This window comes from Pseudomonas mercuritolerans, from assembly GCF_025706525.1.
In the GTDB taxonomy this organism is placed as follows: Bacteria; Pseudomonadota; Gammaproteobacteria; order Pseudomonadales; family Pseudomonadaceae; genus Aquipseudomonas; species Aquipseudomonas mercuritolerans.
In genome coordinates this window covers 603921-619705 of record NZ_JAMSHA010000002.1, presented here as the reverse complement: position 1 = coordinate 619705, position 15785 = coordinate 603921, and the positions used below count along the sequence as shown (strand labels likewise).

Here is a 15785-nt window from a genome sequence, read left to right as displayed (position 1 = left end):
AAAGATCGCAGCCTCGTTTCACTCGTCAGCTCCTACGCGGTTTTTGTGTAACCTTGCGGCCTGTGGTCTCGGGGATTTTCCAGGTATGCGGTTTATTGCGGGTCTGTTTCTCGGCGTGTTGCTTGCGGGGTGCGAGCAACCCGTCGCGCCTCCACTCGACCAGCAACTCTATGTCTGGCAACGCCAGTGGACGTCTGCGCATGAATTGGCATTGCGCGACAGTCGTCACGACTTCTCGACACTGCGCGTGCTGGCATTGCAGGCCTTTCCCGGCGAGCGGTGGAGCAGGGCGCGGGTTGATCCAGACTTGTTGAAAGCGGATGGCCGCCCTTTGATTGCAGTGATTCGCCTTGATGGCCAGTTACAGTCGCTGGATCAGCAGCAGGTCACCGCGCAGATTCTCCAGGTCATTGCCGATTGGCAAGCGCAAGGCCTCACGCTGAACGGTATCGAAATCGACCACGATGCCGGCAACGCACGGCTGCCCGCGTACGCTGAATTCCTCAAACATTTGCGCACGGCCTTGCCGCCATCGTTGCCTTTGAGCATCACCGCGCTGCCGGCCTGGCTCGATAGCGCGCAGTTGCCGGCGCTGTTGCAAAGCGTCGACAGCAGCGTGCTGCAAGTCCACGCCGTGAGCGATCCGCGACTGGGTCTGTTTGATCCCGAGCAGGCGTTGAAGTGGGCCAAGGCCTGGGCACGCATCAGCGACAAACCGTTCTATCTGGCGCTGCCGGCCTACGGCGTTGCGCTGTTGGACGCTGACGGCGGCGCGCCCGTGGTGGAAAGCGAAGTGCAACTGGAGCGCGGCGGGCAGCGCCGGGAGTTGCTCGCCGATCCGCTGCAACTCGGCGAACTGAGCCAGACCTTGCGTGAGGATCCGCCCGAGCATCTGGCTGGATTGATCTGGTTTCGCCTGCCGCTGGCCAACGATCTTCGCGCCTGGAGCCTGACTACTTTGCGCGCAGTGGCTCGCGGCGATGTGCTGAACAGTCAGTTGCGCCTGTCATTCAAAGAGCAGGGCGGTCTCTATGACATCCAGCTCGAAAACCACGGCAATCTCGACAGCCCGTGGCCTGCGCAAATCACGCTTAAGGCGCAGGGTTGTGCTGGCGCCGATGCGCTCGCCGGTTACTCGTTGCAACAAAGTGCCAATCTGCTTACCTTCACCCGCCTGCGTGACGGTCGCTTGCCGGCGGGCGGGCAGCGCGCTGTCGGTTGGGCGCGTTGTGCACATATTGATCAAGGAGGTTCGCATGTTGACCCGTAACTGGCCCCGCCATCTGCTTTGCCTGAGCCTCAGCCTGCCGCTGGGTTCGGCGCTGGCCTGCGGCCCGGACTTCCCGATGCGCCTGCTCGACAACCGCGCGCAGACCTTGGCCGATCTGCCCGAAGGCAGTTTCAGCTTCGAAATCAGTCGCCTCGGTAAAACCATTGCCGGGCTGAAAAACGTTACTGCGGCGACCCACAACCCCAACGATTATGCCGAAGACAACGCGGCTCAGCTCGCGCGGGAACAGGCTGAGCAGGTTGGCCTGAGCGCCGAGCAATACGCTGTGGTCAAGCAACTGCGCGGGCTCAGCGATGCACGGCAGGCCGAGGAGCAGGGCGCCGGTCTGCCGGTTGAAATCCGCTTTTACGTCGCCGGCGCGGTGGCCTTTGCCACCGGCGATCATCAATTGGCCATTGAGTATTTCAACAAGGTGCTGGCGCTGCCGGCAGAGCAGCGTCCTTTGCGCAGCACGTGGGCGGCGTATTCCCTCGGGCGCATCGCCTTCGCCATGAGCAACGAGGCGCACGATCGCATCGAAGCGCTGGAAGAAGCGCGCGATGCCTTCCGGCAGGCCCGGCAACTGAGCATCGACGGCTTCAGCGATCCGTTGGAACTGGGCGTTGCCAGCCTCGGTGAAGAGGCGCGGGCGTTGCGCAGCGCGGGCGACTGGAGCGGCGCCATCGAACTGTACGAAGCACAGAACCTGCACGGTTCGGCCGTCGGCTACACCTCGCTCAAGCAACTGATGAACGAGCTGGCCGAATTGCCGGAATCTCAGCTGGCCAAACTGCTCCAGCAGCCAGCGGTGCAGCAACTGGTCACGGCATCGCTGGTCAGCCGTCAGGGCTGGTCATTTGGTGAGCAGCCGCCGAATGAAAAGAAACTCGTCACACTCCTGCAAAACAGCACCCGTGGCAGCCTCGACAATGCCGAGCGACTGGCGGCGATGAGTTATCAACAGGGCGACTACGCGTCTGCCAAGGCCTTTCTGGTAAACGCCGGGGACGGCGGACTGGCCTGGTGGCTGCGGGCAAAACTGGCAGTGCGTGACGGCGACACGCCTGCCGCTGCCGCCGCTTACGCCAAAGCCGCCCAGGCCTTTCCACAGAATGAAGACTGGGGTTATCGCCGCACGCCGGACTGGGCGTTTGAAACGGTGCAGCCAAAATGCCGGGTCGAGGGCGAAAGCGCGATCCTGGCGCTGCAACGCGGCGAATACCTGCAAGCGTTCGTGCAGCTGTATCGCAGCAACAGCCTTTACTGGTTCGATGCCGCCACCGTTGCCGAGCGGGTGCTGACGGTCGATGAGCTCAAGCGGTACGTCGATGAGAACGTGCCGGCGCCGCCGCCATTGACGCAGCAGGAGCGTGACAACTATGTACCGCTGTCGGTGGCCGCCAATCTGCGCAATCTGCTCGGTCGGCGCCTGCTGCGTGAGGGGCGTTACGAGGAAGCGGTCGGTTATTTCGCCAGTGACGATCTTCAGCACAAGGCCCGGCTGTATGGCGAGCAACGGCTCAAGGCCGAGTCGGCGTGGTGGCCGAGCAAACGCGCCAGTGCCTTGTACAATGCCGCGTGGACGGCTCGTGATTGGGGCATGGACATCCTCGGTTATGAGATGGCCCCTGATTACGCCACCTTCGGCGGCAATTACACGCTTGAGAGCACGAAGCTGGATGTCGGCCCGCTGATCTCCACTGCGGAAGTGCAGCGCCAGCAGGCCAGCGCCGCGCAACCGGATCTGCGTTATCACTATCGTTTTGTCGCCACGGCACTGGCCAGTCGCGCCGCCGATAACTTGCCGCACACCAGTCAGGCGTTTGCTGCGGTGTTGTGCAACGCGGCCGGCTGGAACAGCAGCCTTGAAGACCAGAGTGCGTTGTATCAGCGCTACGTCAAGGAAGGCCCTTATGTGCCGTGGGCGCAAGACTTCGGCAATCAATGCCCGTATCCGGATTTTGAGAATGCCGACAAGCGCTACGTCACCCAGGTGACCGATGCCGTGCGTGAAACGCTGCGGCCGTACAAGTGGCCGGTGCAGATCGGCGCGGTCATCCTGGTCGCTGTTGCTGCGTTACTGCTGATCACCCGTCGTCAGCGCAAGGTGCGCAAAGGCTAGGCCTGTTGAATGAAGCTCAGGCGTACGGCGAAGCCAATCAACAGGCTGCCGAACAGCCATTGCTGAACGCGCTGGGCGGTTGGACTGTGTTGCAGCCAACGGCCCAGTGCCGCGCCGGTCATGGCGACAACACTGTCGAACAGCAGGCCGATGCAGACCAGCACCAGGCCGAGCACGGCGAACTGCGTCAGCACCGGCGCGCCGTCGCTGACGATAAACTGTGGCAACAGCACCGAGCAGAACAGCAACGCCTTGGGATTGAGCAGGTTGGTCAGCAAACCGCGCCGGATCGCATCGCGCCACTGGCCGTGGGCGGGTGCCTGCTCGTGGGTTTGCAGGCTCGGCACCAGCGAGTTGCGAAAACACTGGATACCGATCCACAACAGATAGGCCGCGCCAGCGATGCGTACCACATCGAATGTCCACGGCGCGGTTTTGAACAACGCCGCCAGCCCCAATGCCGCCAGTGCCACGTGGCAGGCGCGGGCGATGGCCAGGCCCAACGCCGTGGCCAGCGCCGCGCCTCGACCTTGCCGCGCACCGGTTTGCAACAGCAGGATCATGTCCGGTCCCGGCAGTAGCAGAACCACAGCCAGGGTCAGGATAAACAGCCACAGACTTGCCACATCACACCCCTTTTTGATGTCGATTTGCTCGGGCCAGTCTAGAGCGAGAGAGCAGGGCAGGTGCTTGCGTAGTCGGCTTCAAACCGTGGCAGTTTTGGCATAACCTGCTGGCTTTACAGCCTGTAACTATCGGGATCTGCCAAAGATGAAACTCGACGCCTATGACCGCAAGATTCTCGCCGCGCTGCAACGCAACGGGCGCCTGAGCAATGTCGAGCTGGCGGAAGAAATCGGCCTGTCGGCTTCGCCGTGTCTGCGCCGGGTGCGCATGCTGGAAGAGGCGGGGGTGATCCGAGGCTACCAGGCCAATCTGGATCGCGATGAAGTCGGGCTGGGGCTGACGGTGTTTGTCGGGGTCAAGGTCGAGCGGCACAACGAAGAACGCGCCGAGGCTTTTTATGCCGCTGTTACTGCGCTGCCTGAGGTGGTCTCAGCGTTTCTGGTGTCCGGCGAATCGGACTTTTTGTTGCAGGTAGTGGTGCCTGACTTGCGCGCTTATGACCGCTTTGTCAGCGCGCACCTGCTGAAACTGCCGGGGGTGAGCGATATTCGCAGCAACTTTGCCATTCACACGGTGAAAGCGCCGGGGGCGCTGCCGTTGGGGCATCTACCGCTGTAGACCGGGTGGCACCATTCGCGAGCAGGGGGGAACGCATTCCAAAGTGGGAGCGAGCCTGCTCGCGAAGACGGCGGCAAGGTTTGAACCTACATCTGCGTCGCCATCCCTTCGACATTCATCGCCGCCTGACGCAACGCTTCCGAACGCGTCGGGTGCGGATGGCAGGTCAGGGCAATGTCCTCGGCCGAGGCGCTGAACTCCATCGCCACACAGAATTCGCCGATCATCTCGCTCACGCTCGGCCCGACCAGGTGCACGCCGAGTACTTCGTCCGTGCGCTCGTCGGCGAGGACTTTGGCAAAGCCTTCTGTTTCGTGATTGATCTTCGCCCGGCTGTTGGCGGTGAAGGGAAACTTGCCGACCTTGTAGGCACGGCCCTCGGCCTTGAGCTGTTCTTCGGTCTGGCCGACGCTGGCCAGCTCCGGCTGGGTGTAGATGACGTTGGGGATCAGCGCGTAATTGACCTCGCCGGCCTTGCCGTGGATCTGCTCGACGCAGGCCATGGCCTCGTCTTCTGCCTTGTGCGCGAGCATCGGCCCGGACGTGACGTCGCCGATCACCCAGACCCCGGCGGCTTCGGTGCGATGTTGCTTGTTGGCGAGCATGCCGCGTTTGTCGGTACTCAGGCCGACGTTCTCCAGCCCCAAGCCCTGGGTGTACGGCCGGCGCCCGATGGCTACCAACACATAGTCGGCTTCGATCAGCTCAGCCGTGCCACCGGCGGCAGGCTCGACGCTAAGCTGCACGCCTGTGGCGGAGCTGGTGGCACTGGTGACCTTCGAGCTCAGTTTGAAGGCGATGCCTTGCTTGCTCAGCGCGCGCTGCAAGGTCTTGCCGGCCTCGCCATCGACGCCGGGGCAGATACGATCAAGGTATTCGACCACGGTGACCTGCGCGCCGAGTCGCCGCCACACCGAACCCAGCTCCAGGCCGATCACCCCGGCACCAATGACCACCAGATGTTTGGGTACTTCACTCAATGACAGCGCGCCGGTGGAATCGAGGATGCGCTGGTTGTCGATCTCGACGCCGGGCAGGGGAGTGGGCTCGGAACCGGTGGCGATGATGATGTCCTTGGCGCTGAGCTCGCTCTTGTTGCCTTGAGCGTCGGTCACCGTCACTTTGCCCGGGCCGTCGATGTAACCCCAACCCTTGATCCAGTCGACCTTGTTCTTGCGAAACAGAAACTCGATGCCCTTGGTCAGGCCGGCGACGCTTTCGTCTTTCTGTTTCATCATCTGCGCAAGGTTCAGCGTCGGTTTGACCTCGATGCCGAGATTGGCGAACTCCTTACCCACCGCAGCGGCGTACAGCTCTGAGGCGTGCAACAAGGCCTTGGACGGCATGCAACCAACGTTCAGGCAGGTGCCGCCGAGGGTCGCACGTCCTTCGACGCAAGCGGCCTTGAGCCCGAGCTGGCCCGCGCGGATCGCTGCGTTGTAACCGCCGGGGCCGCCGCCCAGAATCACCACGTCATAGTTGCTCATGCGCTTGCTCCAGATTGCTCTATGGGGGATAGCCAAGATTAGTCGCGATAAAAATTACGTGCGTAATATGAGCGTTGTCGGACATTTCGGTCAAGGCTTCAGGCAAGCGACAGCTGCGGCGACTTTGAATAAAGGCAATTGTGTACGAATATTTCACAGTCTCTGTTATATCGTAACGCTAAGACTATTTCGCCGGGGTGTTATGCAAGTCGATCTTGAGTTGGACGCCACGCCAGTCACCGGGCTGCCGCGCTTTCAGCAGGCAGCCGCGCAGTCACGCAAATTGCGTCGGTTGGCGTATGGACTCGGCGCAGTGGCCGCGTCGGGCTGGGTGCTGGCGTTTTTCGTCGGCCTGTTTGTGCCGCAATCCCTGTGGTTACCGTTGTTGGTCAATCAGAGCGCGGCGTTGCTGGTGCTGGTCGCCGGTCTGCAATCGGCCTGGTGGGTGACGCAGTGGCGCGCGCGGGTGATGCATCCGCCCGCTTCGCAATCGACCGTCGTGGAGGAGGGCGCCGCAGCCGAGGGCTGGTACGAAAGGCTTCTGGAGCGCTTGAGTCAGCAGAGCCGCCATCTGCTTGGGCACATCGGCGCGCCGACGTTGTGGCTCGGCGGCTGGGCGTTGCTGGTTCTGCTTGGTATTGAGCAGGTGTGGAATCTCACGTTGCCTGCGGCGGCCTTGGGACTTTCGGCAAGCATCGGTACGGCATTGGCGTTGTTGCTGGCGTTTGCCCTGCTGGTGCTGGAGCGGCAACTGGCGCAGGAACCGCCGGCGCAATGGCCGGAAGCGGCTGCGCTGGCGCAACTGACCCGGATGGTGATCATCACCCTGTTGATCGGTGCGCTGTTTCTGCTGTTTGCCAGCGAAAGCGCAGTCTGGCCGGTACGCGTGGCGGTGCTGAGCGCAGTCCTGCCAACGTTGGTTGCCGGCGAACTGTTGTTGCGCGCGTTACTGTCTGTCTTCAGCCCGCGGCGTGAGCAACTGGAACCGACCCTGCTGGCGCGCAGTTTTATCGCCGATATGCTGCGCTGGCCGCCGCAGCCGTGGCTGGCGTTGCAGCATGAAATGCACAATCGGTTCGGCATCGATCTGCGCCAGATCTGGGCGTTCAGTTACATGCGCCGGGCTTTGTTACCCGTGTTGGCAGTGGTGGCACTGAGCGGTTGGCTGCTGACCGGCGTACATGAAATTTCCCTGCAAGGTCGCGGCATCTACGAGCGCTTCGGTAAACCGGAACAGGTTTTCGGCCCAGGTTTGCACGTCGGATTACCTTGGCCGTTGGGGCGTGTGCTGAGCGTTGAGAACGGCGTAGTCCACGAACTGGCAACCAGCGTCGGCGATAAGCCAGTCGCTATGCAGTCCGATTCAGCTGAAGGCCCGGCGCCGCTGACCGCCAACCGTTTGTGGGACGCCAGCCACGTCAACGACAAATCCCAGGTCATCGCCAGCCGCCGCGGCGCGCAACAGGGCCTGCAAATCGTCAACATGGACGTGCGCTTCGTTTATCGCATCGGTTTGAACGACGAAGCGGCACTTGCCGCGACCTACAACAGCGCTGATGTACCGACGCTGATTCGCAGCACCGCCAGCCGCATCCTGGTTCACGATTTTGCCTCGCGCACCCTCGACGGTCTGCTCGGCGATGACAGGGCAGGGCTGGCTGAGGAAATCGGTCGCGCAGTGCAAAATGATCTGAACACATTGAACAGTGGCGTGGAAATCCTCGCCACAGTTGTCGAAGCGATTCATCCACCGGCCGGCGCGGCGAATGCCTATCACAGTGTGCAAGCGGCGCAGATCGGCGCGCAGGCGTTGATCGCTCGCGAACGCGGGGCGGCTGCGCAGGCCAGTAATGAAGCGCAGTTGCAGGCGAGCACGGCGCGCGACCGGGCAACGGCAAACGCACGGGAGATCAATGCCGCCGCGCAAGCCGCCGACCTGAAATTCAGCGCCGAACAGAAAGCCTTCGCCTGTGCCGGCCAAGCCTTCGTGCTGGAGCAATATCTCAGCCAGCTCAGTCAGGGCTTGAGTAAGGCCAGGTTGCTGGTGCTCGACCATCGACTCGGCGGCAGTGCGCATGCGCCAACCATCGATCTGCGAACTTTTACGTTGCCGGCTGATCCGTCGCCCCCCCGTACCACCGCTCAACCAGGAGCCACCCATTGAGCCAGTCGCCTGTTCATGACGTTCACGACCACAGCGGCCACGATCACGGCCACGGCGGGCATCACCATCATGGTCATCATCACCATCACGGCGATCCGCAAGAGGCCGGGCCATTTCCATGGCGGCGTATGGGCTGGGCTGCGTTGCTGGTGGCATTTGCCATTGCCGCCGCGAGTCTGGTGCAAGTGCGCTCCGGTGAAGCCACGGTCATCACCCGTTTCGGAAATCCGTCGCGGGTCTTGCTTGATCCCGGTTTGAGCTGGCGCTGGCCGGCACCGTTCGAAGCGGCAATCCCGGTGGACCTGCGTCTACGTACCACCTCAAGTGGTTTGCAGGACGTCGGCACCAAGGACGGTTTGCGCATCATCGTTCAGGCCTACGTCGCGTGGCAGGTGCAGGGTGATCCTGAACACGTGCAGCGTTTCATGCGTGCCGTGCAGAATCAGCCGGACGAAGCGGCGCGGCAGATTCGCACTTTTGTCGGCTCGGCACTGGAGACCACGGCCAGCAGTTTCGACCTGGCCAATCTGGTCAACACTGATGCCAAACAAGTGCGCATCGCTGGTTTTGAAGCGCAGTTGCGTCAGCAGATCGATCAACAGTTGCTTGCTACTTATGGCGTGCGCGTGGTGCAGGTCGGTATCGAGCGGCTGACTTTGCCCTCGGTCACGCTCAGCGCCACGGTCGACCGCATGCGCGCCGAGCGTGAAACCATTGCTACCGAACGCACGGCTGTTGGCAAACGCGAGGCGGCGCAAATCCGCTCCGCCGCCGAGCGCGATGCGCGGATCGTCCAAGCCGATGCGACGGTGAGAGCCGCCGATATCGAAGCACAGTCACGGGTCGAGGCTGCGCAGATTTATGGTCGCGCCTACGCCAGTTCGCCGCAGCTCTATAACCTGCTGCGCTCGCTCGATACCCTCGGCACCATCGTCACGCCGGAAACCAAACTGATTCTGCGCACCGATGCCGCGCCGTTCCGCGTGCTCGTCGATGGCCCGCCGAACCTCGACAGCAAGTCCGGATCGCAGCCATGAATAAAGAAGTTCCACGTGGAACACATGCGTTGAACAGTCCGTGGATTCAGGCGGGACGTCTTACATTCATCTCTCTGTATGCGATCACCGTGTTGGCGGCGCTGGCATGGGCGTTCTCCAATGTGCGGCAGATCGATCCACAGAACCGCGCCGTGGTGCTGCACTTCGGCGCGCTGGATCGCGTTCAGAGTGCTGGACTGTTATGGGCTTGGCCGCAACCTTTTGAGCAGGTAGTTCTATTGCCGGCGGCGGACCGGGTGATCGAGCGTCGGGTGGAAAATCTGTTGCGCAGCGATGAAGCGCTAAAGGCTGATCGGGTGGCGTCTTTCGCCACTCCGTTGAGCGATGCACTCGCCGGATCTGGTTATTTATTGACCGGTGACGCCGGTGTAGTGCAACTGGACGTGCGAGTGTTTTACCAAGTCTCCGATCCCTACGAATTCGTGTTGCAAGGCGAGCATGTGCTGCCGGCACTCGATCGGCTAGTGACGCGCAGCGCCGTGGCCCTGACCGCCGCGCGAGATCTCGACACCATTCTGGTCGCGCGTCCGGAATTGATCGGCGCCGACAATCGGGCGGCCGAGCGCCGTGAGCGATTGCGCGGTGATCTGGTGCAAGGCATCAACGCGCGTCTCGCTGAACTGAAGGCGAGCGGGCAGGGCATCGGCATCGAGGTGTCGCGGGTGGATGTGCAATCAAGTCTGCCGGAGCCGGCGGTCAGTGCCTTCAACGCGGTTCTGACCGCCAGTCAGCAAGCCGATAAGGCGGTGGCCAATGCGTGTACCGAGGCGGAAAAACTCACTCAAGCTGCCAACGAACAGGCTGACCGCACCCTGCAAGTGGCTCACGCGCAGGCAGGCGAGCGTCTTGCAAAAGCCTCGGCCGATACCGCAACCGTCACGAGTCTGGCCAAGTCTGCCGACCCGCAAATGCTCCTGCGTCTGTATCGCGAACGCCTGCCGAAAATTCTCGGTCAGGCCGGGTCGGTCACCACCGTCAACCCGAAGGACGATTCCCGGTTGATCATCCAAGGAGCCACTCAATGATGGCGAACACCGCTGCTCCAGGTTTGTTGTCCTCGGCCGAACAACGCCGTGCCGCGCGCCAGTTGACCCTGGCGATGCTTGCGCTCGGACTGCTGGGTCTGGGCTTGCTCTGGCGCTGGATACTTCCGGAGCAAACCGGGGTCAGCCAATTGCTGCTCGGTTTCGCGTCGTTGCTGGTGGCGGTCCCGGTGATCCGTTCGGCGTGGTACAGCCTGCGTTATCCGAGCCTGCACGGCATCACCGATCAGTTGATCGCGCTGGCCATGCTCGGTGCGTGGGCGACCGGCGATCTGCTCACCGCCGCGTTGTTGCCTATCATCATGATCTTCGGCCATGTGCTCGAGGAGCGCAGCGTCATCGGCTCCCAGGAAGCGATCAATGCGCTTGGCCAGTTGACCCGCAGCCATGCGCGCAAGCTGCAAGCAGACGGTTCGATCATCGAAGTGGACAACGGCACGCTCAGCGCTGGCGATGTTGTCGAGGTGCGGGCCGGTGATCGGGTGCCGGCGGACGGTCGGGTATTGTCCGGCCAGGCGAGTCTCGATACGGCGTCGATTACCGGTGAGTCGGTACCGGTGGAAGCGGGCGTCGGCATGCTGGTGTTCGGCGGCGCGATCAACCTCGATGGATTGCTGCGCGTCGAAGTCACCCGTACCGGTGACGAATCCACCTTGGGCAAAGTCATCGCGCTGATGCAAAACGCCGAGCGCTCGAAACCGCCGATTACGCGATTGCTCGAACGCTATGCCGGCAGCTACATGGTGCTGGTCTTGTTGCTGGCGGCGGTAACCTGGTTCGTCACCCATGATGCGCAAGCAATGCTCGCGGTATTGGTGGCGGCGTGTCCGTGTGCGCTGGTGCTGTCGGCGCCGGCCACGGCGATTGCCGGTGTCGCCGTCGCCGCGCGTCACGGGATTCTGATTCGCAGCTCGGCGTTCCTCGAAGAACTCGCCGATCTGACCTCGCTGGTGGTCGACAAGACCGGCACGCTGACGTACGGCACCTTGCGTTTGCAGTCGATCGACAGCCTGAATGCGGAAACCGCCGAAGTGCAGACACTGGCCGCCAGTCTTGGCGCGGCAAGCAGTCATCCGGTGAGCCGGGCACTCGCTGGGCTGGTTGATCAGGAAGCGTATTGGCCTCTGACCAACATCCATGAGCGCCAAGGCCTGGGCGTAGTGGCGACGACAGAGAAGGGCGAAGCTGCGCTCGGTCGTCCAGAGTTGTTCGCGCAACTGGGTATCACAACCACCCTTGTTCCTGAACATGATGGCCCGATTGCCGGCCTGGCTTTAAACGGTGAATTCCTCGCCTGGCTGCTGTTAGCAGACAGCATCAAACCCGAAGCTCGCTTCGCCTTGAACGAGTTACGCGAACTGGGGCTGGGACGCCAACTCCTGTTGACCGGTGATCGTCAGAGCGTTGCCCTAACCCTGGCGCAGGAAGTCGGGCTGAACGAAGTCCAGGCGCAAGCGCTCCCGGAGGACAAACTTAATCGCGTGCTCAAGGAAATCGACCACGGCTTCCGCCCGATGGTGGTAGGCGACGGCATCAACGATTCGCTCGCGCTCAAGGCCGGCGTGGTCGGCGTGGCGATGGGCGCTGGCGGCGCCGACATTGCCCTGGCCTCGGCGGACATCGTGTTGATCGGCAGCGATCTGCGTCGCCTCGGTACTTGCGTGCGCTTGAGTCGTCAGTGCCGGCGTACCTTGCAAGTGAATGTGATCATCGGTCTCGGCTGGACGCTGGCGATCGTGGTCTTCGCGGCTTTCGGTTGGCTTGGCGCCGCCGGGGCGATGATTGCAGCGCTGCTGCATAACCTCAGTACCTTGTTGGTATTGGGCAACGCCGGACGTTTGCTGCGCTTTCAGGAGCCATTGCTCAGGCTCGACGCTCACGCTAAATGAAAGAAAATTCATCGAACCGCCGAGTGCGCAGGCAGTCATCTATCGTAAGGCGCGTCGTCTGTGGCGTTCAGCCGATGTGCCGATCACGATAGACAAGGCCGATCGAATCGATAGCCTGCTATTTTTCCAGGTTGGTCTACCCTCAGATCAGACGTCTGAAACAAGGGGGGATTTTCCATGCTCGCGCAACTTCCACCGGCCTTGCAGAACCTGCAGCTACCGCTTCGCCTGCGACTCTGGGACGGCCACGAGTTCAATCTGGGGCCGACGCCCAGCGTCACCATCGTGGTCAAGGACCCGCAGATGGTCACTCAGTTCACCCACCCAAGCCTGGATGCGCTGGGTGCGGCATTCGTCGAAGGCAAGCTGGAGCTTGAGGGCTCGATCAGCGAAGTCATCCGGGTCTGCGATGAGTTGAGCAGTGCGCTGCTCGACGAGGACGAAGGCAGTCAGCCGGTGCGTGCGCATCACGACAAGGACACCGACGCCAAAGCCATTTCCTACCACTACGACCTGTCGAACGCGTTCTACCAGCTCTGGCTGGACAGCGACATGGTGTATTCCTGCGCGTATTTCGAAACCGGCAGCGAGACCCTCGAACAGGCGCAGCAAGCCAAATTCCGCCATCTGTGCCGCAAGCTGCGCTTGCAGCCGGGCGAATATCTGCTGGACGTCGGTTGTGGTTGGGGTGGTCTGGCGCGGTTTGCAGCACGAGAGTTCGGCGTGAAGGTGTTCGGCATCACCCTCAGCAAGGAACAGTTGGCGCTGGCGCAGGAGCGGGTCAAGGCCGAAGCTCTGGAAGATCAGGTCGAACTGCAATTGCTCGACTATCGCGATCTGCCGCAGGACGGCCGCTTCGACAAGGTTGTCAGCGTCGGCATGTTCGAACACGTTGGCCATGCCAATCTCGCCGAGTATTGCGCAACGCTGTTTGGCGCGGTGAAGGAGGGCGGCCTGGTGATGAACCACGGCATCACCGCCAAGCACACCGATGGCCGCCCGGTTGGACGCGGCGCTGGCGACTTCATCGAAAAATACGTGTTCCCTAACGGCGAGCTGCCACATCTGGCGATGATCTCAGCCGAGATCAGTGAAGCCGGGCTGGAAATAGTCGATGTCGAAAGCTTGCGCCTGCATTACGCGCGCACGCTCGATCACTGGAGCGAGCGACTGGAGGATAACCTCGAAGCTGCGGCGAAACTGGTGCCTGAGCAAGCACTGCGTATCTGGCGTCTGTATCTGGCCGGTTGCGCGTATGCCTTTGCGCGTGGCTGGATCAATCTGCATCAGATCCTCGCCGTAAAAGCGCATCCGGATGGCAGCCACGAACTGCCCTGGACCCGCGACGACATCTACCACCCCTGAAACGGGGCGCTCAGAGAATCGGCGAAATCAGCCGGGCGATCCGCATGCCGACCTGTTGCAGGCGGTGGATCTCCCGGCTTTCTTCTTTGGCCACTTCATCGGCCAGGGCGAAATCGTCATTGAGCATTTGTTCCACAGCGGCGGCGAACTCGCTGTCGACGGTCAGCAACATCACTTCGAAATTCAGGCGGAACGAGCGATTGTCCAGATTGGCGCTGCCGATGGCGCTGATTTCGCTGTCGATCAACACCACTTTCTGATGCAGGAAACCCGGTCGATAGCGGAACACCCGCACGCCGGCACGCACCGCCTCGAAGGCATACAGGCTGGAGGCGGCATAGACGATGCGATGATCAGGCCGCGACGGCAACAGCAGGCGCACATCAACACCACGCAAAACTGCCAGCCTCAATGCCGCGAACACCGCTTCGTCCGGGACGAAGTAAGGGCTGGTGATCCAGACCCGTTGCGTTGCTGCGTGAATGGCTTCGACGAAAAACAGCGAGCAGGTTTCGTAGGCATCCGCCGGGCCGCTGGCGAGCAATTGGCAAAGCACGCCATCCTCCGGGTATGTATCCGGAAGGATCAACGGCGGCAAAGTACGAGCAGCCCAGAACCAATCTTCGGCGAACGATTCCTGCATGCAGGCCACCACCGGCCCGCGGACTTTGACGTGGGTGTCACGCCACGGCGCCAATGGTGGCTTCTCACCCATGTATTCATCGCCGACGTTATGCCCGCCGACAAACCCGACCACGCCATCGACCACGACGATTTTACGGTGGTTACGGAAGTTGACCTGAAAGCGGTTGAGCCAGCCGCTGCGTGTGGCAAAGGCTTTGACCTCGACGCCGGCATCACGCAGCGCTTGCACGTAATGATGGGGCAGGGCATGGCTGCCGATACGGTCGTAGAGCAAATGGATGGATACGCCTTCAGCGGCTTTCTGCAAAAGCAAATCACGCAAGCGCTGGCCGAGCCGATCGTCGTGAATGATGAAGAATTGGATCAGCACGGCTTCCTTCGCTTGTTCGATCGCCTGAAAAATCGCATCGAAAGTCGCGGTGCCGTTCACCAGCAGTTGCACCTCGTTGTTCGCCAGGCACGGCATGCGCCCCAGTTTCGGCATCGCGCGCAGTGAGGCATAGGCACTCGAAGCGCGAGCGGCGAGGGCTTCTTCCACCCACGGGCGCCAGTTCAATTCGGAGATGGCCAGGCGCATCTGCTCGTTGGCCTGGCGCCGGGCCTTGATGTAGCCATCGAAGGTGCTGCGACCAAATACCAGATATGGAATAAGCGTGAGGTAGGGAATGAAGATCAGCGACAATGCCCAAGCGATCGAGCCTTGCGCGGTGCGTACGGTGAGCACCGCATGGATTGCAGCGATCGAACCGAGTGTGTGCAAAAGGGCGATCAGGTAACCGAAAATGTGCGGTCCGAAAAAATCCATGGGGCAGCCTTGCTCCGCGAGATGCAATGCTTAACAGACCATGTTCTGCCGCGAATGTCTCTATTTAATCGGTGCATGAACCGACGCAATCGGCCGGCGTCTAACGGCCACAACTGATCAGGAGTTACTCGATGAACGTTCGTCTGCTGGGTTTGGCGCTGGGCCTGGGTTTGGCATTACCGGTGGTTGCGCAGGCGCAAATGCTGCAGCCGGGGTTGTGGGAAATGTCTTCGAGCAACCTGAAGGTCGATGATCAGGCCATGGATGTGCAATCGATCCTTGGCCAGATTCAAGGCCAGATCACCCCGCAGCAGCGCGCGGCGCTGGAGAAGAACGGCATCAACATCGGCGGCAAAGGCATCCGCGCTTGCCTGACGCCGCAGCAGGTGGCGACCAACGACATCCCGTTGGCCGACCCGCAATCGGGCTGCAAGCAGCAGATCACCGAGCGCACCGGCAACCAGTGGAAATTCCGCTTCAGCTGCCCGAAAGCCCAGGGCACAGGCGTGGCGACGTTCCTCAGTGACCGCGAATTCACCACCGTTGCCAATGGCACCTTCAACGCCATCGGCATCAACCAGAAGGGCAGCCTGGAAACCCGTGCGGTGTGGCTGGGTCAGGATTGCGGCACGGTAAAACCCCGCGCTTGAAACCTTCGCAGCGCTCCCACAGTTGAAACGCATTCAAACTGT

The 15785-nt window shown here is 61.7% G+C and carries 12 protein-coding genes; 9 read left to right on the top strand and 3 right to left on the bottom strand.

From position 1 onward, the window contains the following. The first annotated feature begins 85 nt into the window (after window positions 1-85). Window positions 86-1270 (top strand): DUF3142 domain-containing protein, encoded by a 1185-nt coding sequence (locus ND528_RS07595; RefSeq protein ID WP_263470012.1) that lies wholly within the window; start codon window positions 86-88, stop codon window positions 1268-1270. After that, a complete protein-coding gene (locus ND528_RS07590; RefSeq protein ID WP_263470011.1) occupies window positions 1257-3392 on the top strand; it encodes a hypothetical protein in 2136 nt (711 codons plus the stop codon). The genes ND528_RS07595 and ND528_RS07590 overlap by 14 nt, the downstream gene beginning before the upstream one ends. Here the strand turns inward: ND528_RS07590 and ND528_RS07585 are convergent. After that, the gene (locus ND528_RS07585; RefSeq protein ID WP_212617480.1) at window positions 3389-4018 is read right to left on the bottom strand and encodes a LysE family translocator; all 630 of its coding nucleotides are present in this window, start codon (window positions 4016-4018) and stop codon (window positions 3389-3391) included. The two genes, ND528_RS07590 and ND528_RS07585, sit on opposite strands and share 4 nt — an antisense overlap. A gap of 145 nt (window positions 4019-4163) precedes the next feature. Here ND528_RS07585 and ND528_RS07580 point away from each other — a divergent pair, with 145 nt between their 5' ends. After that, on the top strand, window positions 4164-4637 hold the full coding sequence (locus ND528_RS07580; protein WP_024014870.1) for an Lrp/AsnC family transcriptional regulator: 474 nt from the start codon (window positions 4164-4166) through the stop codon (window positions 4635-4637). 86 nt (window positions 4638-4723) lie between these two features. Here ND528_RS07580 and lpdA read toward each other — a convergent pair whose 3' ends face one another. Further along, complete coding sequence (lpdA, locus tag ND528_RS07575; RefSeq protein ID WP_263470010.1) at window positions 4724-6124, bottom strand: dihydrolipoyl dehydrogenase; 1401 nt, start codon at window positions 6122-6124, stop codon at window positions 4724-4726. A 202-nt stretch (window positions 6125-6326) separates the two neighbouring features. Between lpdA and hflK (ND528_RS07570) the strand changes: the two genes are divergently transcribed. The 5 genes from hflK (ND528_RS07570) (at window position 6327) to cfaB (ending at window position 13643) form a co-directional block, all read left to right on the top strand. Continuing rightward, window positions 6327-8288 (top strand): protease modulator HflK, encoded by a 1962-nt coding sequence (hflK, locus tag ND528_RS07570; protein WP_263470009.1) that lies wholly within the window; start codon window positions 6327-6329, stop codon window positions 8286-8288. Further along, window positions 8285-9325, top strand: coding sequence for a protease modulator HflC (gene hflC / locus ND528_RS07565; RefSeq protein ID WP_137214467.1), 1041 nt, complete (start codon window positions 8285-8287; stop codon window positions 9323-9325). Before hflK (ND528_RS07570) ends, hflC begins: the two co-directional genes overlap by 4 nt. Beyond that, entirely contained in the window at window positions 9322-10371 is a 1050-nt protein-coding gene (gene hflK / locus ND528_RS07560; RefSeq protein ID WP_263470008.1) for a protease modulator HflK, read from the top strand. The genes hflC and hflK (ND528_RS07560) overlap by 4 nt, the downstream gene beginning before the upstream one ends. After that, window positions 10368-12278, top strand: coding sequence for a cation-translocating P-type ATPase (locus ND528_RS07555; RefSeq protein ID WP_263470007.1), 1911 nt, complete (start codon window positions 10368-10370; stop codon window positions 12276-12278). Before hflK (ND528_RS07560) ends, ND528_RS07555 begins: the two co-directional genes overlap by 4 nt. Before the next feature lie 177 nt (window positions 12279-12455). Beyond that, window positions 12456-13643, top strand: coding sequence for a C17 cyclopropane fatty acid synthase CfaB (gene cfaB / locus ND528_RS07550; RefSeq protein WP_263470006.1), 1188 nt, complete (start codon window positions 12456-12458; stop codon window positions 13641-13643). Between the two features lie 10 nt (window positions 13644-13653). On the opposite strand, the gene cls is transcribed toward cfaB, so the two are convergent. Further along, window positions 13654-15093, bottom strand: coding sequence for a cardiolipin synthase (cls, locus tag ND528_RS07545; protein WP_130911470.1), 1440 nt, complete (start codon window positions 15091-15093; stop codon window positions 13654-13656). Window positions 15094-15224: 131 nt separating this feature from the next. Between cls and ND528_RS07540 the strand changes: the two genes are divergently transcribed. Further along, window positions 15225-15743: a DUF3617 domain-containing protein gene (locus ND528_RS07540; protein WP_016772436.1), complete on the top strand. Its 519-nt coding sequence runs from the start codon at window positions 15225-15227 to the stop codon at window positions 15741-15743. Window positions 15744-15785: the final 42 nt, after the last annotated feature.

Bases quoted from the DNA above. Each gene is read 5' to 3' on its own strand.
- cls (WP_130911470.1), bottom strand. From the start codon at position 15,093: ATGGATTTTTTCGGACCGCACATTTTCGGTTACCTGATCGCCCTTTTG.
- ND528_RS07595 (WP_263470012.1), top strand. From the start codon at position 86: ATGCGGTTTATTGCGGGTCTGTTTCTCGGCGTGTTGCTTGCGGGGTGC.
- ND528_RS07580 (WP_024014870.1), top strand. From the start codon at position 4,164: ATGAAACTCGACGCCTATGACCGCAAGATTCTCGCCGCGCTGCAACGC.
- ND528_RS07590 (WP_263470011.1), top strand. From the start codon at position 1,257: ATGTTGACCCGTAACTGGCCCCGCCATCTGCTTTGCCTGAGCCTCAGC.
- ND528_RS07540 (WP_016772436.1), top strand. From the start codon at position 15,225: ATGAACGTTCGTCTGCTGGGTTTGGCGCTGGGCCTGGGTTTGGCATTA.
- ND528_RS07555 (WP_263470007.1), top strand. From the start codon at position 10,368: ATGATGGCGAACACCGCTGCTCCAGGTTTGTTGTCCTCGGCCGAACAA.
- cfaB (WP_263470006.1), top strand. From the start codon at position 12,456: ATGCTCGCGCAACTTCCACCGGCCTTGCAGAACCTGCAGCTACCGCTT.
- lpdA (WP_263470010.1), bottom strand. From the start codon at position 6,124: ATGAGCAACTATGACGTGGTGATTCTGGGCGGCGGCCCCGGCGGTTAC.
- hflK (WP_263470008.1), top strand. From the start codon at position 9,322: ATGAATAAAGAAGTTCCACGTGGAACACATGCGTTGAACAGTCCGTGG.
- hflK (WP_263470009.1), top strand. From the start codon at position 6,327: ATGCAAGTCGATCTTGAGTTGGACGCCACGCCAGTCACCGGGCTGCCG.